This window comes from Corallincola luteus (genome assembly GCF_004336975.1).
GTDB classification, from domain to species: domain Bacteria; phylum Pseudomonadota; class Gammaproteobacteria; order Enterobacterales; family Neiellaceae; genus Corallincola; species Corallincola holothuriorum.
On record NZ_SJXE01000001.1, the window covers coordinates 289,069 to 313,821 of the forward strand.

General features: G+C 48.8%; 23 protein-coding genes and 1 tRNA gene. 14 read left to right on the forward strand and 10 right to left on the reverse strand.

All coding sequences use genetic code 11. The annotated features are described in order from the left end of the window. Window positions 1–237 precede the first annotated feature (237 nt). On the forward strand, window positions 238–708 hold the full coding sequence (locus EZV61_RS01275) for a thioredoxin family protein (RefSeq protein ID WP_131414071.1): 471 nt from the start codon (window positions 238–240) through the stop codon (window positions 706–708). Between the two features lie 104 nt (window positions 709–812). On the opposite strand, the gene EZV61_RS01280 is transcribed toward EZV61_RS01275, so the two are convergent. Then, entirely contained in the window at window positions 813–1,301 is a 489-nt protein-coding gene (locus tag EZV61_RS01280) for an SH3 domain-containing protein (protein ID WP_131414072.1), read from the reverse strand. A 335-nt stretch (window positions 1,302–1,636) separates the two neighbouring features. On the opposite strand from EZV61_RS01280, the gene EZV61_RS01285 reads away from it, so the two are divergent. From EZV61_RS01285 to efpL, 4 genes are all read left to right on the forward strand, one after another. After that, on the forward strand, window positions 1,637–3,052 hold the full coding sequence (locus EZV61_RS01285) for an SLC13 family permease (protein WP_114336911.1): 1,416 nt from the start codon (window positions 1,637–1,639) through the stop codon (window positions 3,050–3,052). 10 nt (window positions 3,053–3,062) lie between these two features. Continuing rightward, the gene (locus tag EZV61_RS01290; RefSeq protein WP_131414073.1) at window positions 3,063–4,436 is read left to right on the forward strand and encodes an ATP-binding protein; all 1,374 of its coding nucleotides are present in this window, start codon (window positions 3,063–3,065) and stop codon (window positions 4,434–4,436) included. Next, window positions 4,423–4,899 carry a response regulator gene (locus EZV61_RS01295; RefSeq protein ID WP_131414074.1) on the forward strand — a complete coding sequence of 159 codons (477 nt, stop codon included), beginning with the start codon at window positions 4,423–4,425 and terminating at the stop codon, window positions 4,897–4,899. The genes EZV61_RS01290 and EZV61_RS01295 overlap by 14 nt, the downstream gene beginning before the upstream one ends. A 208-nt stretch (window positions 4,900–5,107) precedes the next feature. Continuing rightward, the gene (gene efpL, locus EZV61_RS01300) at window positions 5,108–5,674 is read left to right on the forward strand and encodes an elongation factor P-like protein EfpL (RefSeq protein WP_114336914.1); all 567 of its coding nucleotides are present in this window, start codon (window positions 5,108–5,110) and stop codon (window positions 5,672–5,674) included. 228 nt (window positions 5,675–5,902) lie between these two features. Here efpL and EZV61_RS01305 read toward each other — a convergent pair whose 3' ends face one another. The 7 genes from EZV61_RS01305 to rsgA all read right to left on the reverse strand — a co-directional run bounded on the left by EZV61_RS01305 (window position 5,903) and on the right by rsgA (window position 16,458). Beyond that, window positions 5,903–7,933, reverse strand: a complete 2,031-nt coding sequence (locus EZV61_RS01305; RefSeq protein WP_131414075.1) for a carbohydrate-binding protein — start codon at window positions 7,931–7,933, stop codon at window positions 5,903–5,905. Further along, the gene (locus EZV61_RS01310; protein ID WP_131414076.1) at window positions 7,930–8,136 is read right to left on the reverse strand and encodes a hypothetical protein; all 207 of its coding nucleotides are present in this window, start codon (window positions 8,134–8,136) and stop codon (window positions 7,930–7,932) included. The genes EZV61_RS01305 and EZV61_RS01310 overlap by 4 nt, the downstream gene beginning before the upstream one ends. Before the next feature lie 516 nt (window positions 8,137–8,652). After that, entirely contained in the window at window positions 8,653–10,053 is a 1,401-nt protein-coding gene (locus EZV61_RS01315; RefSeq protein WP_131414077.1) for an SLC13 family permease, read from the reverse strand. Window positions 10,054–10,209: 156 nt separating this feature from the next. Beyond that, a complete protein-coding gene (locus EZV61_RS01320; protein ID WP_131414078.1) occupies window positions 10,210–13,470 on the reverse strand; it encodes a mechanosensitive ion channel domain-containing protein in 3,261 nt (1,086 codons plus the stop codon). 121 nt (window positions 13,471–13,591) lie between these two features. Beyond that, window positions 13,592–14,449, reverse strand: coding sequence for a DMT family transporter (locus tag EZV61_RS01325; RefSeq protein WP_131414079.1), 858 nt, complete (start codon window positions 14,447–14,449; stop codon window positions 13,592–13,594). Next, complete coding sequence (asd, locus tag EZV61_RS01330; protein WP_131414080.1) at window positions 14,446–15,306, reverse strand: archaetidylserine decarboxylase; 861 nt, start codon at window positions 15,304–15,306, stop codon at window positions 14,446–14,448. The genes EZV61_RS01325 and asd overlap by 4 nt, the downstream gene beginning before the upstream one ends. 99 nt (window positions 15,307–15,405) lie before the next feature. After that, window positions 15,406–16,458: a small ribosomal subunit biogenesis GTPase RsgA gene (rsgA, locus tag EZV61_RS01335; RefSeq protein WP_131414688.1), complete on the reverse strand. Its 1,053-nt coding sequence runs from the start codon at window positions 16,456–16,458 to the stop codon at window positions 15,406–15,408. A gap of 111 nt (window positions 16,459–16,569) precedes the next feature. Here rsgA and orn point away from each other — a divergent pair, with 111 nt between their 5' ends. From orn to EZV61_RS01370, 7 genes are all read left to right on the forward strand, one after another. Next, window positions 16,570–17,112 (forward strand): oligoribonuclease, encoded by a 543-nt coding sequence (gene orn, locus EZV61_RS01340; RefSeq protein WP_114336920.1) that lies wholly within the window; start codon window positions 16,570–16,572, stop codon window positions 17,110–17,112. Between the two features lie 88 nt (window positions 17,113–17,200). Next, a tRNA-Gly gene (locus EZV61_RS01345) sits at window positions 17,201–17,276 on the forward strand. A 437-nt stretch (window positions 17,277–17,713) separates the two neighbouring features. Next, window positions 17,714–19,009 (forward strand): glucose-1-phosphate adenylyltransferase, encoded by a 1,296-nt coding sequence (gene glgC, locus EZV61_RS01350; RefSeq protein WP_325048489.1) that lies wholly within the window; start codon window positions 17,714–17,716, stop codon window positions 19,007–19,009. A gap of 129 nt (window positions 19,010–19,138) precedes the next feature. Next, window positions 19,139–19,615 (forward strand): Hsp20/alpha crystallin family protein, encoded by a 477-nt coding sequence (locus EZV61_RS01355; protein ID WP_131414081.1) that lies wholly within the window; start codon window positions 19,139–19,141, stop codon window positions 19,613–19,615. Between the two features lie 77 nt (window positions 19,616–19,692). Then, a complete protein-coding gene (locus tag EZV61_RS01360; protein WP_114336923.1) occupies window positions 19,693–20,148 on the forward strand; it encodes a hypothetical protein in 456 nt (151 codons plus the stop codon). 13 nt (window positions 20,149–20,161) lie between these two features. Continuing rightward, on the forward strand, window positions 20,162–20,659 hold the full coding sequence (locus EZV61_RS01365) for a GNAT family N-acetyltransferase (RefSeq protein WP_165569498.1): 498 nt from the start codon (window positions 20,162–20,164) through the stop codon (window positions 20,657–20,659). 42 nt (window positions 20,660–20,701) lie between these two features. Next, a complete protein-coding gene (locus EZV61_RS01370) occupies window positions 20,702–21,397 on the forward strand; it encodes an aspartate/glutamate racemase family protein (protein ID WP_114336925.1) in 696 nt (231 codons plus the stop codon). Here EZV61_RS01370 and amrS read toward each other — a convergent pair. Continuing rightward, window positions 21,387–22,475 carry an AmmeMemoRadiSam system radical SAM enzyme gene (amrS, locus tag EZV61_RS01375; RefSeq protein WP_131414083.1) on the reverse strand — a complete coding sequence of 363 codons (1,089 nt, stop codon included), beginning with the start codon at window positions 22,473–22,475 and terminating at the stop codon, window positions 21,387–21,389. The genes EZV61_RS01370 and amrS overlap by 11 nt on opposite strands. Before the next feature lie 53 nt (window positions 22,476–22,528). Between amrS and amrB the strand changes: the two genes are divergently transcribed. Further along, window positions 22,529–23,317: an AmmeMemoRadiSam system protein B gene (amrB, locus tag EZV61_RS01380; protein ID WP_131414084.1), complete on the forward strand. Its 789-nt coding sequence runs from the start codon at window positions 22,529–22,531 to the stop codon at window positions 23,315–23,317. After that, window positions 23,289–23,909 carry an AmmeMemoRadiSam system protein A gene (amrA, locus tag EZV61_RS01385; protein WP_131414085.1) on the forward strand — a complete coding sequence of 207 codons (621 nt, stop codon included), beginning with the start codon at window positions 23,289–23,291 and terminating at the stop codon, window positions 23,907–23,909. Before amrB ends, amrA begins: the two co-directional genes overlap by 29 nt. Here the strand turns inward: amrA and ppgK are convergent. Continuing rightward, window positions 23,906–24,676, reverse strand: coding sequence for a polyphosphate--glucose phosphotransferase (gene ppgK, locus EZV61_RS01390; RefSeq protein WP_130566239.1), 771 nt, complete (start codon window positions 24,674–24,676; stop codon window positions 23,906–23,908). The two genes, amrA and ppgK, sit on opposite strands and share 4 nt — an antisense overlap. Window positions 24,677–24,753 lie beyond the last annotated feature (77 nt).

The window sequence follows — 24,753 nt, forward strand, 5'->3', positions numbered from 1 at the left end:
GCAGAACGGTGAATTTTGCCAATTTTCACACTCAGTTGTGGCAGTGTTGTTCCGATTTGCTCAGGTTACAGATAAAAAATTCGTTATTTGTTGTAATGCATTGAGGTCGGATAGAGGCGTATTGACTGCTCTCTTCTGTTTTCAATTGGTGAATCGTGATAGCTTGTTTTTAGCTGTTAGCTGAGTTTTTCACCATATATTTCACATATGGTGGTTTGACACAAGGAGTGTGATTTCATGAATTCACTTAGTCGTTACTTTCGATTACCAAGTAAAAAATTGCGGTACATCCTTTGTTTCCTGTTCGGTCTTATTTCCAGCTCAACGTCGGCTTCGACGGTGTTTTGGTATGAAGATGCGAGAGGATTTGAGGCCGCTCTGTCACAAGCGCAACGCAAAGACAAACCCTTGGTTGTTTATTTCAAAACGGATTGGTGTAAGTACTGTAAGAAGTTTGAAAGTGAATACCTGACAGAATTTGAGATTGATCTGGTATTGAGTCGCCAATATCGGGTTAAGTTAAATCCAGAACATGGTGCCGAAGAGCAGAAGATTGCCGACCATTTTGCAATCACCGGTTACCCCTACTTTATAGTTATCCACCCTGATCGGGAGCAAGCTACTAAGATTAGCCCTTTGCGCAAAGGGAAAGATTGGAGTGTGGATAAATTTAAGCAGGCGTTACTGGCTGCATTTGAAGGCAACTAACTTAAGCGAGTAAAGCACAAAAGGACGACTTGAATATGCCGTCCTTGGTGGACTTAGGCTATGCGGAGATGTGCTGGGCTATTTATATTTGATGTTTGACGACCTCATCCTTGAAGTTCTTCTATTTTATCTTCAAGCTGTTTTATCTCATCTTTTTTGCCTTGAATTTCGTCCATGTATTTTGCTTTTATTACATTGATTTTACTGTCATAAAGAGCTTGTGCGTGCTCATTTGTGGCGTTTCTGAGCTCATTTCTATTATCGATAAGAATTTGGTCTGCTTCATTTCTTGCTTGTTCGGACAGGGTTGTTATCTGCTGTTTCAGAGCTTTTATTCTGTACTGATGATCTCTAATTGTTCTTTCGTTACTGAGCTCATCTAAGCTATTGACAAATAAATTATTTTCGTTGGCATCAATACTTTGTTGGGGCTTGGATACTGCTACTTTTATTTCCTTGCCACCATCGATTCCGCATGGGGTTTGTGAGAATGTTTGAACACCGTTAACTTCACAGCGGTATACTGCAGCAAGGGATGTAAAGGATATAAAGAGTGAACTGAAAAAAGTAAAAATCATGAGTAACTTTGGCATGGCTTAAATTCCTTTTTTTGCACCAAGCCAATAAGTTAACTTATTGTTTTGTTTACTGCCAGTAAATCCATTCTGTCAATGTACCTATTCAGGTAGAGCTACCATTGTTTCTATGTTTGTCTGTACGTTAAGCCAACTTTGTTATTTGCTACCGTTTCGAACTTGGTACTGCGTGTTTCATAGTGTGATCATCCGCACATCTCCGGCATCGATATGAGCCGAATGAGCGGTTTTTGACCCGCTTCAAGGCAAGAAAAATCAATGACTTTCACACTAAGCGCTATTGTGTACCTGTAATCAGGTTTTGTGCCGGCAAAAGGTCGAGTTGTTTCAAAATGAACATATTTATTAAGTTGGGTATCTGTTTAGGATTACCTCTCGTGGTGTTATTGCTGCCAGTCACAGCCTTCCCGATTGAGGGGCTGTCGCTGATTGAGCAGCGGGTGATCGCGATCTTTTTGCTTGCGGCGCTGTGTTGGGTATTGGAGCCCTTTCCAATCTATGCGACTTCAGTGTTGGTGATCGTTATCGAGCTGCTGCTGGTGTCTGATAAAGGACTGATTTTTTTGCGCAGTGGCGCGGAAAGTGAAGGCTTTGGCACCTTGATCAGCCATAAAGCGATTATGGCCACCATGGCATCGCCGATCATTATGCTGTTTCTCGGTGGTTTTTTTCTGGCGATGGCAGCGACTAAATACCGCTTGGATGTGAACCTAGCGCGGGTGTTATTGAAGCCCTTTGGCCAGAACCCTGCCATGGTGATGTTGGGGTTGATGGGGATCACGGCGATCTTTTCCATGTTTATGTCTAACACGGCCACCACGGCCATGATGCTCTCTATTCTGGCGCCGGTATTAGGGCTGTTTAAAGCGGAAGATCGTGGGCGTATCGCCTTTGCTTTGTCGATACCTGTGGCAGCCAATATCGGTGGTATTGGCACCCCGATTGGCACGCCGCCAAACGCTATTGCGTTGAAATACCTCGTGGGTGAAGACGCTATCAGTTTTGGTAGTTGGATGGCTTTCGCTGTGCCTTTCGTGATCATCATGCTGGCATTTGCCTGGGTCTTGCTGGTGAAGATGTTCCCCGCTGCCCAGGAAAAAATTGAGCTTAATATTCGTGGCAAGTTTCAGCGCTCGCCAAAAGCTATTTTGGTATATGTCACTTTCACGGCGACGATTTTGCTGTGGCTATTTGGCAGTGCTCACGGCATGAACTCCTATGTGGTGGCGATGATCCCTGTGGCGGTATTCAGTGTTACCAAGGTGATCACCAAAGAAGATCTGAAGAAAATCAGCTGGGATGTACTCTGGTTGGTGGCGGGTGGTTTTGCGCTGGGGCTGGCGATGGATAAGAGCGGCTTGGCACGAAACATGGTGGCCGCTATTCCGTTCGATCAGTTCTCGCCTTACTTGGTGATAGCCTCCGCCAGTGCTCTTTGCTTGTTAATGGCAAACTTTATGTCCCATACCGCTACCGCTAACTTACTGATGCCAATTGTGGTGGCGTTAGCCGTGTCGATGGATTCACTGATCCCGCTGGGCGGGACCCAAGCGTTGATTCTCTGTGTCACCTTTGCTGCATCGTTAGGTATGTCGCTGCCCATCAGTACGCCACCGAACGCCTTGGCCCATGCCACGGGTTATATGCAGACCGGTGACATGGCTAAAGTCGGTGTGATCATTGGCATTGTCGGCCTACTGATGACTTACGCCATGGTGTTTATTCTGCGTCAGATAGGCTTCGTTTAGGGGAATTTAGATGACCAGTGATATCCACGCCAAGATGGAGCGGCTGAAGAGAGCATATTTCGATGATGATGATCGACGCTTGCGTTTGGCTGAGGGTGAGATGCTGGTTGATCAGGGGGAGCGCAATGAACGCCTTTATCTATTGTTAGAAGGGCGGGTGATTGGCTATCGCGAACATGAACAGGATGGTCAAAAAGATCTGATCGAGGTGTTTCGTTCCGGCCCTGGTGCGTTTGTGGGGATGCACAGTTTCTTTTCCGGTGATTACATCAGCTCGACCCGTATTGTGGTTGAGAATGACGCCGAGCTGGCTTATATCGACCGCGGCGTGACTGCGGTTGAACCAGAAAAATATGGATCATTCGTTGAACAGTTTATGCCTTTGATGGTCAGCGAGTTGGCTGCGCGCACACTGCGTGCAACACGACGTGCAGCGGAGAAAGAGGAAGCACAGGCAAATCTATACCGTGCCGAAAAGATGTCAACGTTAGGTCAGTTGGCGGCAGGCTTAGCCCATGAGATGAATAATGCCATCGGCGTGATCTCCCGTAAAACTGAATATATGTCGAACTTCCTTGATGAACTACTGCAGACACACTTGCCTGTGGAAGCTCGCTTTTATCGGAAAGGTCGGCAAAGTGGAGAGCATGGCGTTAGTGCTGAGATGCGCAAGCGAGTGCGTGACTATCAGCGCGCTTTTGATATATCTCGGCTTGCCGCGAAGCAGTTGGCGCGTATAGCCCCGACCATTGATGACGCCAAAAGTCTTGGCCCCGGTGTGCTATCTCAGCTCGATAATATGGCGCGTTACTGGGAATTGGGACGGGATATCCATGATATGGAGTTTGCTGCCTATCACGCTGCCAATATCGTTAAATCGGTGAAAGTACTGGGGCGTGGTGATTTTGAGCGGGGCCCTGAGACTGATATTGAGGAGTCGATCGTTGAAGCGATCGCTTTGGTGAAGTCAGATCTGCGGGCGGTCAATGTCGAGTTAGATCTGCAACCTCTGCCCACTGTGTTTGGCAATATCACTGAGCTGGTTCAGGTCTGGGTGAATCTATTGAAAAATGCCGTTGATGCCATGGTGATCGCCAAGACCAATAACCCGACCGTGACGGTGAAGTCCAAGGTGTTTAAGTATCACCTGGAAGTCAGCGTGACGGATAACGGACCGGGTGTACCGGAAGAATTAAAAGAAAAAATATTCCAACCTGATTTCACCACTAAGAAGAGCGGTTTGTCGTTCGGCTTGGGATTAGGGTTGGCTATTGTGCAACGCTTGGTTGAGAGCTATCAGGGCGAAGTGGTTCTGCGTAGCCGACCGGGTAAAACCACATTTAAAGTCAAGTTACCGATAGGGGGCACGCATGGAAACTATTAATATCGTCTGCGTTGATGACCAGCCGGAAGTGCTGGATGCAGTGATAAAAGATCTGTCGACGCTGGCGGTGCATTTTAATATTGAAGAAGCGGAATCTGCTGACGAATGTTTGGATCTGCTGGATGAGTTGGAAGCCCGTGGCGAGCTTGTTGGTTTGGTCATTTCTGATCATGTGATGCCGGGAACCAGCGGTGTCGATCTGTTGGGACAGATCTCGGAAGATGGTCGTTTTGCTCATACCAAAAAGATATTGCTAACCGGGCAGGCTACGCACAAAGATACTATTAATGCCATCAATGCTGCCCGTATCGATCACTACTTTGAGAAGCCGTGGCAAGTGGATGAGTTGACGGACACCTGTCGTCGTTTATTGACCGAGTTTATTCTGGATCAGGGCTTGGATTACGAAGAGATTTTACCCGCGTTAGATCAGCCAACCTTGTATAAAAAATTAAAAGGCTGAACTCTATTCTTTTGCGAAGGGGGTGGCCGTTGCGTGTTGTTGCTGCCGGCTTGTGCGCTGAAGTTGACTTGGTTACAGGGATTCTGGCTATAACGCACTGATGTATAAAGCATAATATTTCGCTTTATAAGTTGTACGCCTGCTCATCTATTGCGTAAATAGACGAATATGGTAGTTTGATAGCGTTTTTATCTTAGGACTAAAGAAGATGCCAAAGGCAAGTGAAATAAAGAAAAATACGGCGATTGAATTTAATGGCAGAGTCTTAGTGGTAAGAGACATCGAGCGCTCTGTTCCGCAAGGGCGTGCCGGTGGCAGCTTATACCGTATGCGCATGTATGACGTGGTGAATGGCGGCAAGGTCGACGAAACCTTTAAAGATTCAGACATGCTTAATCTTGCAGATTTAACGCGTCGCCCCGTCATGTTTTCCTATATCGATGGTGACGAGTATGTGTTCATGGACAATGAAGACTACACGCCTTATCACATCAACAAAGAATCGATCGCCGATGAGATCCTGTTTATCAATGAAGACACCAGTGGCGTATTGGTCGTTATCGTTGATGAGTCGCCAGTGGGCATCGACTTGCCGACCTCGGTAGAATTGGAAATTGTTGAAACTGATCCTTCAATTAAAGGCGGTTCGGCGACAGCGCGAACAAAGCCCGCCACACTATCGACCGGATTAGTTGTGCAGGTGCCAGAGCATATCTCCAGTGGCGACAAAATTAAGATCAATGTCGAAGAGCGTAAGTTCACTGGCAGAGCTTGATTAAGCGATGAGATCGATGGCGTAAGCATATTGCTTAATGTCATGTGATAGTGGCAAGAGGTGTAGGATAGCGTTCCTACACCTTTTTTGTTGTCTGTTAGAGCAGTTTACTTCGCGACAATCAGCAAGATGAATACACCTAAGCTGCGGACGAAAATGCCAATCTTTTCAACATTTGGCCGAGCCCCTCCCGCAGAGGCGGGCGGGAGAAGCGTCAGTCAGCTATTTCTATTTACACTGCGATGTACCGCACATGCAAATACTCTCATCTGAACGACTGTTTAGACAGTCAGTTGCACCACTCCCAAAGATGTTTCTACATTGGGCTGTCGTATTGCACTGATCCTCACCAAACTCATTCGCCGGCCTAAACTCTATCCAGTTGATATTAAATAGGCTTGAGTCCACATATAGACGAAGCTGTTGATTGCTTTGGTCATCAATATATACATTTTCCAAGACTGCTGTTTGCCAGTTTTGCCAACCGCCGGTGCCATTGAAGTTAATGCTACCTAACGGCTTATTGTTCAACTCTAAGCTGAGACTTTTGCCGCTTGAGCCGTCAGCAGCCACGCGCATATGAATGTCATAGTAGCCACTGGCAATGTTACCAATGGTGTATTGCAGCCATTCGTTTTCCGCGATCCAGCCAACCATGTAACCGCCACCGATATCTGAGGCAATGCCAATATCGACGTCATCTTTACGATAATTACCGCCATGGTTGCCTGTTGAGTTATCACGGTAGCCGATGCCTTCCCCTCCGTTGTCGTAATCTTCGGCTTGAATAATGCCTGGGATAGCGTGGGTTTTGAATGCACTGCCATCACTGTTGTCAATGAGTTCTGCTTCAAACCAATTAAGGTTTAGTAAGTAGCCTTTGCCACCTGAGAATGTGATATTTATGTCTTGCAGACCCGCAGCCAATACGGCTTCTGCGGTTACTGTTTTCCAGCTTTGCCAACCACCTGTATTTGCAACATTGATGGACGTTAAACGACTATTGTTGCTATTTAAAACTATATTTCCGCCGGCAGTTTTACTGGCAACACGGAATTTAAACTGGAAAGTGCCAGATGTTTCAACATTCACTTTATATATTGCTGAATCACCATCTTCTATATAACCAATATTTTTTCCTTTGCCATGGTCGGTTGTTGCTTCAGTCTTAATGCCGCTTTGATTATAAAAAGACTCAGCCTCTATTTTTCCGGGGATTTGACCTTGTTGTGGTACCTCGTTATTACCTTCCACAAGCTTCCAAGTACGCACCCAGTCGACCAACATAGCGTTTCTGGAGTTATCTTTTAACGATTCGATGGTGGGCAACCCTACCCACTGCGATGCTAACGTTTCTGTATCGAATATCATATGTAGATTTTCGGTAAATGCGGTGTTCGGTTTTATTTCAAATACCTTTTTACCGTTGTGATAGAACCATAAGTTATTAGCATCTTTCCACCATAAGCCATAACGGTGGAACTCATCTCTACCCCGGGTTGCCATCTTATAAGAGTTTGCTTTTGACGCGCCAGACTGAGTGCCATAAATATGTGTGTTGGCTTCATATAGATATGATTTAGTTTTATCGACATCGCCTTTAGTTGCGTGTCCAATATGCTCGATTACATCAATCTCGGAGAACTTGCCCATACGAAACCAGAATGAAGAACTCATGGCGGTATCTGAGGCGCGCATCGACGTCTCGTAATACCATCCTGGTTGTGCCATTTTGGTCTTGGAAGAAACGGCAGCCGCATCGACCCACACATCCTCATATGGTTTTGATACTTCCGACATACTGTCTATGCGACTGGTGCTGCGAAGATACAAAAAGCCATCCTTTACAAATGAGTTGCCCTTTTTAAACTGTGACGGCAGACGCCCTGACCAACCAGGATGGTAGTCATACCATTTAGTGCTATCGAGCGTGTTGCCATTAAAGTTGTCAGAAAGTGCATCGACTCGTTGCCATTTGTAGCCTGCGGGCGCCGCAAATGGAGGGTTGGTGGGGGCAGGTTGAGAGACAATGTCTGAGTCACTGCTATAAACACTTAAATCCCATTTAGGACCTATAAGTGAGCACCCACTTTCGCCTTTGTCGACACGTCCTGGGCAGACTTTCTCGTCTTTGACCTTTTTGCCGTCGATAGTGATGGCGTCGTCATGGCCTGGTTCATGGCCGCACTGAACCGTGTTGTAGACTGGGTTACTGCCTTTGCCTGGCCCCGGGCCGATTTTCGCGCATACTTCTCTCACACTTTTCTGGCCTGGGGGGTTGCTACTTTGTAATCGCCAATGCCGTGATCAAATGTACTGGCGCAATAACATTTTCCATTACTAGAGTAGCTGTCTGCCCAATTCTTTTTTGGGGTGATGGCTAAACTGTTACTGCTATATAAAGAAAAAAATGCCGTAAACATACAGGCAGTTGCGTATGCTAGAAATTTTACTTTCTTCATCCTTGCTCTCCGTAGGTAGGGGAATATTTTTATACAACCAACGAAGGCTGCATTTTATGCGGCAAACTGATTGATATTTCTTATTCAGAAAATGAAGTGGGTAAACTAAAGCTTCAACCTCATTAATCTAATGTATTAATCAGTTAACTATCTATTTATATGACCCTTATGGTTCCCCAAGATAAAGAGTCTTAATAGTAAGTGCAACTTAATGAATTTAATCATTAAATAGTGTTTAAGCGGTTGTTATATTAGTTAATAAGAGATTTTTGTTGTGCGCGTATTAATAATAATGTTTTTAGCGTCTAAAGTATTATTAGTGAGTGGTGCACAGGGAGTAATTAGTATTTACTAACGGTTGGGGGCGTTGTGAATATTGATAGGCTTGATGGTGCTTTCTTACGCACGATCTTTGCACTTGTTCAGTCTCAAGGAGAGTGAACAAGTGCTTGTCATTGGTGATATTACCCCTCGTTTGGGGCATACCTATATTTTTTTATGTATTCGAGCTGCTGGTTAGAGCATTAGTTTCGCGACCACCAGTAAAATCAAGATACCCAAACTACTGACGATGACACCTACTTTGGCCATGTCGCCATTGCTGATTTTGCCAGACGCATAGGCCAGTGCATTGGGTGGGGTGCTTACCGGTAATACCATGCCCATCGAAGCGGACATCGCCACGATAATCAGCAGCAGTCGCACATCTTCGAGCTGGCCACTGGCGCTGAGGGTGGTGGCCATTGCGGCGGCGATGGGCATCAGTAAGTTAGCCGTGGCGGTATTGGACATAAAGTTCGCCATCATCCAGCACAATATTGCCAGTGATACGATGATCCAGAAGACGGTCATCACCGAGTAGTCAACACTGTGGGCCAGTGACGAGGCGAGCCCGGTATTTTCTAGTGCTGCACCAATGGCGATACCACCAGCGACGAGCCAAATCACATCCCAGTTGAATTTTTTCAGATCTTCTTTGGTGATAATCCGGGTCATGGTGAATACCGTGAGCGGCAGTATTGCCACCACGTAGGCATTCATGCCGTGCAGTTTGGTGGTCAACCACAACAGGATAGTGGTGGCGAATGTGATGTAGACGATCCATGCTTGAGGGCTGCGGCGGAACTTACTGTCGATGTTAACTTTGACTTCCGCTGACTGGGTTGGAAATAGTTTCTGTAGCAGTACCCAGGCGAATGCCAGCATGACGATAACAAATGGGATAGCGAAGGCCATCCAAGTACCAAAACTGACGCTGTGTTCACCCACTAAGTATTGCAGTGCAATGGCGTTAGGTGGCGTGCCAATTGGGGTACCAATACCACCAACGTTGGCGGCGACCGGCACGGCCAGTACCAAGCCGCGTACGCCAGGGTCTTCGTCAGATAAGCCGCTAAGGACCGGTGCCAAGATCGCGAGCATCATCACTGTGGTTGCGGTGTTGGACATAAACATGGAGAAGACAGCGGTGATCAGCATCAGCCCCAACATCACAAACTTGGGTTGGGTGCCAAACGGTTTCAGTAGCACGCGGGCGAGGTTGATATCTAACTCATATTTTGTGGCGGCGACGGCTAAAGCAAAGCCACCTAAAAACAGAATAATAATAGGTGAACTAAACGCGGCAAAAATGGATTTATAGTGCAGTAACAGTGCTGGATCTTGCTGCTGTATGGCTGAGATGGCGGGTGCCAGCCCTTGATTGGAAATCAATGTCAGCAGCAGGCTGATGATGAGCAATGATGTGGCAAATACCGGGATCGGTTCTAACACCCAAAGTAAGGCTGCCAGTACAAAAATTGCCAGCAGACGTTGCTGAACGATGTTAATGCCCGCCAGGGGGATCCACTCTATTGGCATCAGCATGACGACCACAAAGCAAATCACACAGAACAGCATTTTTTTCCATTCAACCATGACACGTATCCGTTCCTGAACTGAATCAATGGCGCTCAGCTTATCGTTAAGTTGCTCTTATAACTGTTGAAATGATCGGCATTCTTGTTGCCAATTGAGCTGGCAGGCAGTTATCTGCCTGCCCTTTGATCACTATCAATCACTGACTTTCTAAGACTATTTACCTCGAAACATATGCACATCGAGTTGCGGGAAGGCGATAGTCACGCCATGGTCATTAAACTTGGCGTTAATCAGCTGGTGCATACGATGAGTGACCGGTAGGCGTTGACCCAATTCAGAGGTAAATACACGCACTTCAAAGTCCAAGGTACTGTTACCGAAGCCAAGGAAAAACACGCTGGGCTCAGGTGTGTCTAATACATTGGCACACTCTTGCGTCGTTTCACGCAGCAGTCTTTCCACTAAATCAACATCTGAACCATAGGCGACCCCGACTTTAAGCACCACGCGGGTGATGCCATCGCTGAGCGACCAGTTGATAAATTGTTGAGTAATAAAGGTCTTATTAGGGATAACGATCTCTTTTCTATCCCAGTCAACAATAGTTGTGGCACGGATATGAATTTTACTCACCGTACCACTGAGGTTATCAATAGTGACGGTATCCCCTGGTCGAATAGGACGTTCAAACAGGATGATCAGACCTGAGACCATATTGGCGAATATCTCTTGCAGGCCGAAGCCCAAGCCAACACCCAGTGCGGCAACTAGCCACTGCAATTTAGACCATTCAAAGCCAATAATACTAAAGCCCCAGAGCAAACCAATGAGCGTTGCGCCATAACGGGTGAGGGTGGAGATGGCAAAGCCGACGCCGGGCTCCAATGTTAAACGTTGTAAGATGGCCAGCTCTATTAAACTAGGCAGGTTGCGGGCAATAATAAAGGTCATGATCAGGGTGATCGCCCCGGTCAGCATCTTTTTCAAGGTGATATCCACGGTGATATCGCCGCTTTGCGTTTGCCAAGCCACAATGTCGTCCAGCCAGGTTAGGGCAGACAGCACATCACTCCATACGGCCATCAGCACGAATGCGAGGCCCAGCAGTAAACTGGTGCGAATTAAGCGCAGCGCTTGCGCTTTGAGTTGATCAACGTCTACTTCGTACTCTTCCAGTTCAATCGTTTTATCAACACTGGTGTCTTCCTGATTTTGCTCTTTCTCGCGTTGCGCAATCAGTTCTGCACGTTTCGCCTTGGCTCGTTCATAGGCCACTCGGCGTTCCTGGATGGCCATAAAGCGGTAGGCAACTAAATAGATTAGCCAAAATCCACTACTGATAATTAGCGAGTCGGCCACCAAGCTTAGCAATACGCGACCGGAATAGTAGTAACCACTAAACGAGGCGATGAATGCGGCGAATGGAACACAAATTAGCGTCCAGCGGAACAGTGTGAACCATTTCTTTTGTTGCGAAGAGAAGTTGACGTGTTGCAGATAAACGTAGGTAACGCGTTGCAGCATAACGATAAGCAACAAACACATCACCATAAACAGCATTCTACCCAGCCCGGCATTGATCAACGGATCGCTAAAGTGGTTACTGAATGAGGAGATTGCAGCGATGGGGATATAGACCATACCAAACTGGTAAATAACCTTGGCAAAAGCGCTGGTGACCTTAACATTGCGGCCAAAATGACAACAAAGTACGCCGTCTGGGCGGCATAGATGATGAATAAGTAGCACGACCATTAGAGTGTAGGAGGTACTTTGGGCTGAACTGCCTACCGCAGATGCATGGGGGTGTTCCCATGGAGGTATGTGGAACAGCCAAGCGAGTCCGAGCAGGGGCAGTAGGTAGATGGCGGCGGCGAAGAAGCTCCATGCCAGCGCTTTCAGCGTGTAGCTGATGTCATCTTGGGTAACACGCCCAACCGGTTTCGCTAGCCCGGAGATCTCTTGTTGCAGATAACGTCGTTTGGTGTTGTGCAGCAAGAAGGTCAGCAAACAGATGGCAATAAACAGACTCAGTTTCAACGGTGAGCTTTGGGCGGCGAGCTTTATATCGATCCAAATACCCTGATCGGCAAAGCGTGGGACACTTTTAATGGCACTGATAAGCCATCCAAAGCTGATCGGTTTGGCATTGGCCACCCATAATAGGTGCTGGCTGATCAGTTCTCGCAAAGCCTCGGCATTTGCCAGGCGTTGTTTCTCTTCGCCCTGATACTTTGCCAGCTCGAGAATATATTTTTCTTGCAGGTTTGTGAGTTGGTTGACGAGTTGCTCACGGGTATCCAGTAGCTTGTTTAACCGCTCGCGCTTCGCAGGGGTGAGTAAGGTTTTTTGCTCGGCCAATAGCGATTGTATCAGACCGCTTCTGTCTTTCAGTAGGTCGGCTTGTTCTCGATAACGGAAACGCCATACGCGTGCCTTAGCGATACGCTCTTCAAGTGTGGTATCGGGTTTAACCTGATTGAGGGATTCATATTGACCCAGTAATCGTTCACCTAATGCGGCACCCATGTCACTTAAGCCGAGCTGTTCCTGTAGTAACGAGCGCTCTTGCATCAACTCGTTAGATGCTGCGGCGGTCTGAGTGCGTAAGCTGGAGGTGTGCTCGATTAGCTCGGTTAGGTTGGTGAGGTGAGTTGCCCACTCTTCGTTTTTCGCTGCTTGCTCGGTGAGTAGTGGGTCTTGCTCCTGTAACTGAGATTCTGCTCCCTGCTTTGCAGCTTCAACCAGTTCGGCTGTGTCTGCGCGTCGCTGTTTACTTAATCGCTCTCGCCACTCGTTGAGCTGTTGATTGAGCTGGTCTTGCTTCAGTGACACCCATTCACGCTCTAGACGGTAGAGTTCAAGACGGTTGTTGCTACTAAGCTGCTCAATCTCTAACGCCTGTACCGCGGCGGCAACACGATTGATTTTAGCGATGACGAGCCACTGTTGGGCTTCCCCCTCTTTCGCTGTACTGGCGGCAGGGGCTTTACTGAGTTGTTGCCTTAATGCGCGTTGTTCGGTTTTCAGCTTGTCGATATCTTGCGGGATCAAGGGGATGCGTTGATTTATGCGTGTAATACGTTGGTCTAAGGCGCTCAGCCGACTCTGCTCTTGGACTAACTCGGCATCTTTTTGCGAAATCAGTAGCTCTAATTTACTGTCATCCTTGGGCGCGGCGGCCTGCTTCTGCTTTTGTAATTGAGTGAATTCGGCTGCTCGTTGATTGCTTAGGTCGGCATAGTTATCGATAATTTTCTGATAACGCGATCGCGTCTCTTCAGCATCATGGGTCAATCTGAGTTCCGATAAAATACTCTCATAGAGACGCGCCAGCTCCGGGGAACTTTCGGTATTCAGTGCCGCTAATTTGGCTTCCAGTTCGGTAGCGTCAGGGATGTCGGTTTTATCCCCCGCGGCGAAAGACAGATGACTGCAAAGCAATAGGCTCAGAGTGAGAACTAGAAAGCGCATAAATAAGAGATCCTTATTGTTATCTCTTTATCCTAGGTGCAGCGCCGCATAACAGGCAAGTCTTTGTTTGCTGATGAATATTATTCCGAGGATACGGTGCTGGTGGTGACGGGGGGCTGTTTTAACGGCGCTGGGCGCGCCAGGTTTCCCAAATCGCAGCACTGATCACAATGCTGCCACCTATGACCGTGGTGAGCGATGGATACTCATTCAATATCCAGATGGCTGCAAGGGTGCCATAAAGTGGTTGCAGACAGGAGACTAAGCCGACGGTTTTTGCAGGTAACTTACGCAGGCTTTCTGCCACCATCGCATGGGGCATAGCGGTAAATACGATGCCCAAGAGTGCTAATAACATCCAACTATGGGGGCTCACATCCGTGGGCGGGATCTCAAGCAGTACCGACAAGATGATGGCGGCAACAGCAGTTTGGTAGCTCATTGCCTGAGGGCCGCTATAGCGACTAAACAGACGTTTATGAAAAATATTGCGTAACGTGTATAGCAGTGCTGAAAACAGTCCCGTGGCAATCCCCAGCGTCACTTCATTACCGAATGATGGAGCGGGAACCATTAAAACAATGCCAGCGAGAACAGCGACGGCGGCAAACAGATCGGCCTTGTGCGGTAACTGTTTGTTAAACAGTGGTTCCAATACCACGGTCATCACCGGGAAGCTAAATAGTGCGATCATGCCGATGGCAATGCCGGCCAGTTGCATGGCGGCAAAATAGGTTACCCAATGGAAACCCACCAACACCCCAAGGAACACCGCGATCAGATAGTCTTTACCGCAGGCCAAGCGCAGTTTTTTACCTGAAACGAGCAGAAAACTGGCAAGAAAAAGGGCGGCGACTACACAGCGAAAAACCGTTATTTCAAGCGCGGGTAGTGGTATTAACTTGGCGAACAGGGCGGTACCGCCAAACAGCAGTACCGATCCATGCAGGTAGCATAAGCTGCGACCACTGTCGGTCATTTGCGGCTGGCCATCGCCTCGCCCATACGTGTCACCACACCATTTTCAAGCTCTGGGTTGAAGTTAATGGCGTCTTTGCCGAATAGCATCACCACGGTAGAACCAAGCTTGAAGCGGCCCATCTCTTCGCCGCGTTTAAGCTTCACTGCTTCGTTGCCCTCTGCGGGATAGGTCCAACGGAATACTTGCTTGCCTGCTGGAGGCGTGACGGTGCCAGCCCAAACGGTTTCGATGCTGGCAACGATGGTGGCGCCGACCAATACCATCGCCATCGGGCCAATTTCGGTATCAAAAATCGCAACAACACGCTCATTACGCGCAAACAATTCAGGGACATTTTCTGCGGTCAGTGGGTTTACCGAGAACAGTTTACCCGGCACGTAGATCATCTCTTTGAGTGTGCCGTCGAGCGGCATGTGCATACGATGATAGTCACGCGGAGCAAGATAGATGGTAGCGAAGTCACCCTGATTAAATGGTTCGGCGGTGGTGGGATCGCCGCCAAGCAGTGCAGTACTCGTATAGTGGAACCCTTTGGCCTGGAAAATTCGCCCCTCTTCAATTGGGCCCAACTGGCTGACGGTACCATCGACAGGGTGTACCAATGAGTGGCTGTTTTCATCGAGAGGACGGACACCCTCTTTTAAAGGGCGAGTGAAGAACTGATTAAAGCTACTGTAGGCTTCGGGTGCCGATTCCAGCGCTTCCGACATGTTGACCTGATACTTGCCGATAAACCAACGGATAAACGCTGTGGTGACCTTGCCCGCTTCTGCGGCGGCTATCCAACCGACTAAGCGGGATAAACCATGTTGTGGGAAACAGTACTGTAAGGCGACTTTTAGTTTATCTAACACGTTGTTCTCACTTAAAAATAAATAAATTTCTTGGTGCAGTGCTGCGGCATTTTAGACCATCAGCCGTTGACTGTCATCGCAGCTCGGTTATGGCTGCGCCTATAAAGGACGCTGTCGCTTCGGTTTGTCACTGTCCATGGTGGTTAAGATATGATGATAGTTGTCATATCTTAGTTGGCTAATCTCGCCGAGTTCCACTTTCTCGCGAATAATACAGCCAGGATCGTCACCGTGTTTACAGTCTCTGAAGCGGCAACCGCCAATCAGCTCTCTAAGTTCTCTAAAGCACCAGGTCACCCGCTCAGGATCTAGATGCCATAAGGCAAACTCACGCACCCCAGGTGAGTCAATTAAATCGCCTCCGCCCGGTAGGTGTAATAATTTGGCCGCAGTGGTGGTGTGTTGGCCTAAGCCTGAATTACTGGATACATCACCGATCACCTCTTCCGCTTCTGGCAGCAGTGAATTGATCAGCGATGATTTCCCGACACCGGACTGACCAACAAACACACTGATACGGTCGATGAGGGCGGTTCTGATCGGCTCTAAGCCTTCAAAGGTGAGGCTGCTGGCTTCTAAAACTCGGTAACCCAGTTTGCGATAATTCTCCAATACTGGCGCTATCTCTTGCCGCGTTGCATCATCCAATAGATCGGTTTTATTCAGCACAATGACCGGCTCGATCTCGATATTTTCTGAAGCCACCAGATAACGATCAATGATCTGACTGGAAAATGCCGGCAACACGGAGGTGACAATTAGGATCTGATCGATATTGGCTGCGACGGGCTTTAGGCCATCGTAGAAATCGGGACGGCACAGTTCGCTGGTTCGGGGTTGTACCACTTCGACAACGCCACCTAAACCACTGGATTCATCTGCTTGCTTATAGGCGCGCCAGATCACCTTGTCACCGGTGACCAGGCTTTCTATGGTGCGGCGACTGTTGCAGCGTCGGATCTTGCCGTCTTCACTTTCAACGTCACAGTGCTGACCAAAGCGGCTGACGATCACGCCGGTTTGTGGCGTATCGAGTTGGTCATCTTCTGGCAGTGCTGAATCTAAGGAGCCCTCAGCTTTGTCGAGACGGCGCTTTTGATTTGCGCGAACTCTGCGGATCTGCCCTTTGGTCAGTTTCTTCTTTTTAGCCACAAACTCTATCCAGTGTCCGGGTTGGGGGTTTTGCAAATTACCAGTATGATACTGCATTTAGGGCTGCGATGACCGCATCATTCGTTGTGGGGCAGCTAGCAGGGGATAGAGATGGTAGTCAGCGAAGATAATCTGGTGTGGGTTGACCTGGAAATGACAGGCTTAGATCCGCGTAATGACGTGATAATCGAGATGGCGACCATTGTCACTGACAAGGAGTTGAACATCTTGGCAGAAGGTCCTGTGCTGGCGATCCACCAACCGGAGGAAGCGCTGGCGGCAATGGATGAGTGGTGCACGACAACCCACACCAATAGTGGCCTAGTGGAGCGTGTTCGAGCCAGTAAGGTCACTGAGCAAGACGCCATCGAGCAAACGCTGGCATTTCTCAAGCAATGGGTGCCCGCTGGCAAGTCACCGATGTGCGGTAACAGCATTGGCCAGGATCGCCGCTTTTTAGACGCCTATATGCCTGAATTAGAAACGTTCTTCCATTATCGCAATATCGATGTCAGTACTATTAAAGAGCTTTGTCGGCGCTGGACGCCGGAGTTATTGACTGGTTTTACCAAGCAAGGTACGCATCTGGCGCTTGATGATATTCGCGAGTCAATTGCAGAGTTGAAGTACTATCGAGCGCACTTCTTTAAGTGAAAATTGGCATCTGGGCTTGCATTGCCCTCTTAATTTTGTAAAATGCGGCTCGCCTTGTGGGAATGACCTCCGCAAAGCACGTTGATAAGCGGCACTAGCTCAGCTGGTAGAGCGCGACCTTGCCAAGGTCGAGGTCACGAGTTCGAACCTCGTGTGCCGCTCCAATTTTCCTCTATTTTTTCATTATTCTCATTTTTCGTTTCTTGCTATTCGATATTCGCTATCTTCTGAAGCTGCGTCCGATCGCTTTTCGCGAGCATCGATTTATTGTTCACCATTGGTATTTTCAGCAAGCGTTGAGCTGACAAGCAAGCGCTTGAATCAAGCTCGTTGTCTTGATTGACTGCACCCGCAGTATATTTTTGATGGTCGACTAGACCATTGCTGTGTTCATTAAGACCATCAGAAGCGGCTCTAGCTGGTTAATCTGCGCCAATTGTTCTGTGGCTGTCGCGGTTGGCGATTAATATTCCGGCAACTGCGGGCTTATTTCGTTATAAACATCGATTTTTCAATATTTTTTTACCATTGGCTATCGCTTGCTTTGCACTAAGCAACTAGATTGTGAAGTGTCGTTAAGCTGTCGAAGCGGAAAGGAACGGTGAAAAACGGAATGCCCTCTTCTCGGATCCCGGGAAATTATGTCAATGAGTTAACTCGCTCAACACTGGCGATGATTTTAGCTGGTGGTCGTGGCGAGCGCTTAATGCACTTGACCCGTGCCCGTGCCAAGCCCGCTACACCTTTTGGCGGTAAATATCGCATCATCGACTTTACCCTATCTAACTGCGTGAATTCCGGTATCAGGCGTATCGGTGTGCTGACGCAATACAAGGCTTCAGAACTGATTATCCATTTGCAGCGCGCTTGGGGTCACTTTCGCGGTGAGTTTGGCGAGTTTGTTAATATCATTCCGGCGCAGCAGCAGATCGGTACCAGTTGGTATCGCGGGACGGCAGATGCGATCTATCAAAATCTGAGTTTTCTGCGCGACCAACGACCTGAACGCGTGCTTATTCTCGGTGGCGATCATGTATATAAGATGGATTACACCTTGCTGCTCTCCCAGCATGTGGAAACCGGTGCAGATATCACCATCGGCTGTATTCCTGTGCCAAAAGAGCGGGGCGCTGAGTTTGGTGTGATGTCGATTGATGACAATCATCGTATTACCGAATTTGTTGAAAAGCCGGAACAGCCAACACCTATGCCTGGACGGGAAGATATGACGTTAGCCAGCATGGGTATCTATGTAATTGAGATGGCGTTTCTAGAAAAAATGCTGATGGCCGATGGCAGTAATCCTCATTCAAGCCACGACTTTGGTATGGATATTATCCCTAAGTGTGTGGCTCATCATAATACCTACGCTTATTGCTACGAGGATGATAGCGCATCGGTACAGCCGTATTGGAAAGATGTAGGGAACATTGATGAATATTACCAGGCCAGTATGGACCTGGTGAACATTGACCCTGAACTTAATTTGTATGATGAGCGTTGGCCTATCTGGACCTATCAAGAGCAGCTTCCTGCCGCCAAGTTTGTGTTTGAGGATGAAAAGTATTGTGGCATGGCGCTAAACAGCATGGTTTCAGCTGGCTGTATTATCTCTGGGGGCGTGGTTAAGCGTTCCTTACTCTCATACAAAGTGACGGTTGAGCAGGGCTCCAGTGTTGAGGACGCCGTGTTAATGCCGTCGGTACAAGTTGGACGGCATTGCCGTATTCGCAGAGCCGTGATCGCCGAGCGCTGCGAGATCCCTGATGGCATGGTGATTGGAGAAGACTTGGTTCTAGATGCAAAGCGGTTTTATGTCAGCCGCAATGGCGTCGTTGTGGTGGTGCCAGAAATGATCGATGCGTGGCAGCGTGAACAAGCAAAAACTGATTCTTGATCCCGATCATTGCCAAGTCTAATTGCACTATCGCGGTGCAGCTGCCGCGCTATATTAAGAGTGAGGCCAAGTAGTCTGTGGCCTCTGATGTGTAGGTGTTTACTCACTGAATGGTGAGGAGGAGGCGTTATGAAACCGCTTTTTCCATCTCTGTTTGGCGATAAGTCGATGCCAGTGGACACATTGCAGCAACGTATAAATAGTCTGTTTGATGAGTTTTCAGGGACTGGCCTAACATGGGCTCAACATGGAATGGCAGATTGGAACGCACCTGCCGTCGATGTCGTTGAGAAAGATGACCAGATTGTGGTCACGGCCGAGTTACCCGATATCAAAGAACAGGATATTCAGCTGCAGTTTGATGGTGATCAGCTGATCCTTAAGGGAGAAAAGCAGTTGGCGCGGGATGAAGAAGAGGATCCCCGAGGTTACCATCTACAGGAGCGCTTCTACGGGCATTTTGAGCGCCGGATACCGCTTCATGCAGCCATTAACAGAGAAGGGATCTGTGCTGAATATCGTAAAGGGGTGCTAAAAGTAGTGCTCCCCAAGAGTGCGGAAGCCAGAGACCAACATCAGGATATTGGCATTAAGTTTGCCGATTAACCCAGTGAAAGGGCTCGCGATGCGGGCCCTTTTTGTACCTGCCTCAGGCAATAACAGGGCAGGGCTGAGGAGGCTATATGCGTTTTAAGCAAGCTCGAGAACTCTTGGCGTTTGTCGCTGAAGCACGCTTGGCATTGGCGAACAGATATCAATCCTGGCTGCCTGACTTAAAGAACCCCCGCAGCCAGCTGTTATTGCAGTTTCTTGCCAGTAAAGAGCGTGAGCAGCAGCAAGCACTGGTTGAATATATGGAGTTAGCGCCTGCGGCAGCTTTGGATACTTGGTTCGAAAACACCGGGGAAACCGATTTATTGGAGCGGCTACAGGCCTACCAACTGGCAGAAGATATTGATGAGCATCAGTTACTGAAGCTGGTGCTTAAATTCGACAACGAGCTGATGGCTTTGCTATCACAGCAGGTGCCAAACGCTGTGTCTACAGAGACTGAGGAGCTACTGCTCAATTTGATCGGCCATGAGCAGGAGCGTCAACGACGTATGGTGCATGGCGTCGCAAGAATGGATGATATGTAGTGATGGCTAGATTGTGATTATTCGTGAGATTGAAGCTAGGGATAATGTTGCCTTAGCAGCCGTTATTCGTCGTGTATTAACTGAATTTGGTGCCAATCAGCCGGGCTTTGCATGGCAAGATCCGTCACTGGATCAGATGTATCAGACTTATCAAGATGAAAAATGTCACTATCTGGTGATTGAGCAGGATGGTGTGCTGCTGGGGGGCGGAGGCATCGGCCCGCTGGCAGGGAACGATGATGGCGTTTGTGAGCTGCAAAAAATGTATTTAGCTGCTGCAGGCCGAGGATTCGGCTGGGGGCGGCAATTGTTAGTGCGTTTAGAGGAGTGGGCTGCGCAACATTACTGCTATTGTTATTTGGAGACTTTGGCCAGTATGGCGGCAGCAAATGTGTTGTATTTGCACCAAGGTTATCGTCGTTTGCAACAACCTAAGGGGTGCACTGGCCACGGTGGCTGTGACACTTGGTATGGAAAATCGCTGGCAGCTATTCCGGTTGATCGGGTTTAACGCTGAGAATAGGACGTCGCTGGACGTAAGGATAGGTTTGAGTTGAAAACAATTGGTTTGGTAGGAGGAATGAGCTGGGAATCGACAGCCATCTACTATAAGTCCTTGAATGAAGAGATCTATGAGCGTTTAGGTGGTCTTAATTCCGCCAGCACTTTGATATACAGCTTCAATTTTCGTGAAATAGCCACGTTGCAAGAGCAAGGAGACTGGACTGCGGTGGGTCAGAAGATCCTGCATGCGTCGCAAAAGTTGGAGCGAGCGGGAGCCGAAGGTTTATTGTTGTGTAGCAATTCGATCCACAAGGTGGCGCCACAGCTGGAAAATCAGTTGTCGATCCCGGTACTAAACATCATTGATATCACTGCCGTTAAAGCCAAGCAGATGGGGATTAAGAAGATTGGTTTGCTGGGCACCCGCTTCACTATGGAAGAACCTTTCTACCGTGAACGCTTGGAGTTGGTACATGGTATCGACGTCATCACGCCAGATCAGCGGACTCAAAGGCTGATCCACGATATTATTTTCAAAGAGCTTTGCCATGGTGAGATCCGCGATGCATCCGAGGCCGAGCTATTGCTGACCATTGATGCATTGGAGCAACAGGGTGCACAGGCGATTCTGTTAGGTTGCACCGAGCTAGCGATGCTAATGCGCGAACAGACTCACCATATCCCATTACTTGACTCTACCCTCCTGCATGTGGAGTACGCTATGCAATGGATGCTTAACCCTTGATGCTGACGGGGATCCGCTTGGCACCAAAACGTTCTGCGTGATGGTGAAAGCGGCCCGCCAGTGGGCTTTGGCATTTGGGGCAGCAGCCATCGGCTGTTAGCTTATATTCACCCAACTGATACCAGTCCCGTTCGATCAGGCGCTCGCCGCAGTTAGCGCAGTAGCTGCTGTCTGAGGGCGAGTGATGAATATTACCCAAGTAGACATGGTGCAGCCCTATCTGTTTGGCGATGTCACGTGCACCAAGCAGTGCCTCCTTCGGTGTGCTTGGGGTGTCGCGCATTTTGAAGTCTGGATGGAAAGCGCTGAAGTGTAGCGGCACGTCTGCGCCTAGATGGGTGATTAGCCACTCACACATCGCAGTGATTTCCGCTGCAGAATCATTTTCTCCGGGGATGATTAGGTTTGTTATCTCCAGCCACACCTGAGTTTCATGCTTGAGATACAGCAGCGTGTCGAGCACTGGCGCCAAGTGGCCAGCGCATAGCTTGCGATAAAAGCGCTCAGTAAAGGCTTTGAGGTCGATATTCACCGCGCTCATAGCTTGGTAGAAATCCGCACGGGGTAGGGGGTTGATATAGCCTGCGGAGACGGCCACAGCCTCAATTTGTTGTTCGCGACAAGCTTGCGCGACATCGGTGGCGTACTCAAGAAAAATCACCGGGTCGTTATAGGTGAAAGCCACACTTCGGCACTGGTAACGCGTCGCTGCTGCAACAATCTGTTGTGGATTGGCTGTTGCGGCGAGTGTATCCATCTCTCTGGATTTGCTGATATCCCAGTTCTGACAAAACTTACAGCCTAAATTGCAGCCAGCGGTACCGAATGAAAGCACTGAGCTGCCAGGGTAGAAATGGTTGAGCGGTTTCTTTTCGATAGGGTCGATGCAGAATCCGCTAGAGCGACCATAGCTGGTGAGCACAATTTTCCCTGCATGTGCCATGCGCACGTAGCAGGCACCGCGCTTGCCCTCGCGTAAAGTGCAGAGCTTGGGGCAAAGAGTACATTGCACCCTTTTGTCTGGCATGAGCTGCCAATATTGGGTCGGATGATAGTCACTTGAGGGGGGCGCCGTCATATTTATCCCAGTAACAGATATACTCATAGAAGAGTTTAGTTGCTGGCGGAGGAATGATGACGGTTCGTGAAGCAGCCCATGCGGGCAGCTTTTACCCGGACGACGGTGATCTCTTGGCTGCTGAGATCGCTTGCTGGTTAATGAATACGCCGCAACTTGAACGTATGCCTAAAGCGCTTATTGTTCCCCATGCCGGCTATCAGTATTCAGGTGAAGTCGCTGCGGCAGGCTACGCACAGTTAAAAGGGCGGGCGCAACAGATCCGTACTGTCTTGTTGTTGGGGCCTAACCACAGGGTGCCGTTGCACGGCTTAGCTTTGCCAACTTGTGAATTGTTTTCGACGCCACTAGGGCAGCTGCTGTTGGACCGTGCAGCATTGGCGTTGCTGGCAACCTCAGAGTGGGCAGAATGGCATGATGAAGCCCACCGTTTGGAACATGGATTAGAGGTACAGCTGCCGTTTTTGCAGCTCAGTTTGCAGAAGTTTGAGATTGTGCCTGTGGTGGTCGGCGAGATCCCCGCTGCAACGCTGGCGGCGTTACTGGAGCCTTTTTGGCATGATCCAAGCTGCTTGATCGTAGTTAGCAGTGATCTCAGCCATTTCGAGAGTTACCCAATCGCGCAGCGGCATGATCAACAAACCGTTGCTCAGATCTTAAGTAAGTCAATGCAGCTGCAGGGAGCTGACGCCTGTGGTTGTCGTGCCATCAATGGGCTCATGGCGTTGCTGCAAGGCCAGAAAGCAGAGATAAGCCTGTTAGCACAGTGTAATTCAGGCGATAGCACAGGCGATAAAAACAGGGTGGTCGGTTATGCCAGCTTTGCCGTTTACGCTCCGTGAGAATCAGCAAAGGCAACTGTTATGGCTGGCCGCAAAAGCGATCGAGTCAGCGGTCGACAGCGCGCAGCGCTGGCGCCCTCTGGAGCTCCCTTCAGCAGCTTGGCTGCAAGAGTATGCTTGCTGTTTTGTCACTTTGCACAAAGCTGAGCAGCTGCGCGGATGCATTGGTGGTTTGTCGGCGATCCAACCGCTTTGGCAAGATCTGATTGAGCATGCATATGATGCGGCTTTTCGTGATCCACGATTTGCCCCTGTTGGGCGTGATGAGTTGTCTGAGTTAACGCTGGAGGTCTCTGTGTTGTCGCCCTTAGTGGCCTGTTTGGCGGAGGATTATCAGGCGTTATGCCATCAACTAAGACCCAACATTGATGGTGTGCTGTTACAGCAGGGAGCGCGCAGAGCCGTGTTTTTGCCTCAGGTATGGCATCAGCTACCCTCTACCGATCAGTTTTTGCGGGCGTTATTGCAAAAAGGTGGTTGGCCAGCTGATGGCTGGCCAGAACAGATGAAAGTGAGCACCTTTGAAGTTGCTAGCTGTCAATCTGCACTGATGCAGGCACTCACAGCTAGCGATATTGATGTGCCCGGCTAGGCGGGTAGTTGTGTCAGATCTGCGCCGGTGTGCTGTTCAGCAGCATACAGTGCGGCACCGATGATCCCAGCCTGATTCAGTGATGCTGCCGGTGTCACCAAGGCATCGACCTCAATTTTATCGCTGAATTTCTCAAATTTCTTACTGGCACCGCCACCGAGAAGAATAATATCGGGCCAAAACAGAGCTTCCATTTGTTGCAGGTAAGTATTAAAACGCTTACCCCACTTGCCCCAGCCTAACTCTTCGCGTTCGCGCACAGCCGATGATGCATACTGCTCACCTTCAAGGCCATTTTCCAGCAGAATGTGCCCTAGTTCAGTGTTGGGTAATAGTTTACCGTCGCTGAACAGTGCTGTGCCTAATCCGGTGCCTATGGTGACCATCAGTACAACACCTTTGATCCCTCGGCCGGCACCAAAGTGCATCTCGGTCACGCCAGCGGCATCGGCATCGTTGAGTACGTAGCAGGGGCATTTTGTTATGTTACTGAACAGCTTGGCAACATCGGTGCCGATAAAGCTTTTGTCGATATTTGCTGCGGTACGCGCAATACCGTGCTGGATCGCGGCGGGAAAACCACAACCGACGGGGCCTTTCCAGGCGAAGTGCTCAACCAGCTCAGCCACTGTGTTGGCGACTTGTTCTGGCGTGGCAGGTTGCGGAGTGGGGATCCGGTGGCGTTCGGTGACCAGCTCTCCTGTGGTCAAGTCGACTACCGCGCCTTTAATGCCTGAACCACCGATATCTATGCCTAAAACCTGCATCCCAGCCCTCTCCAGATTAAGTTTGGCTTGTTTATTATTTAAAATAAGCCCCTATTTCTGCAAAGTGTACTAAAAAT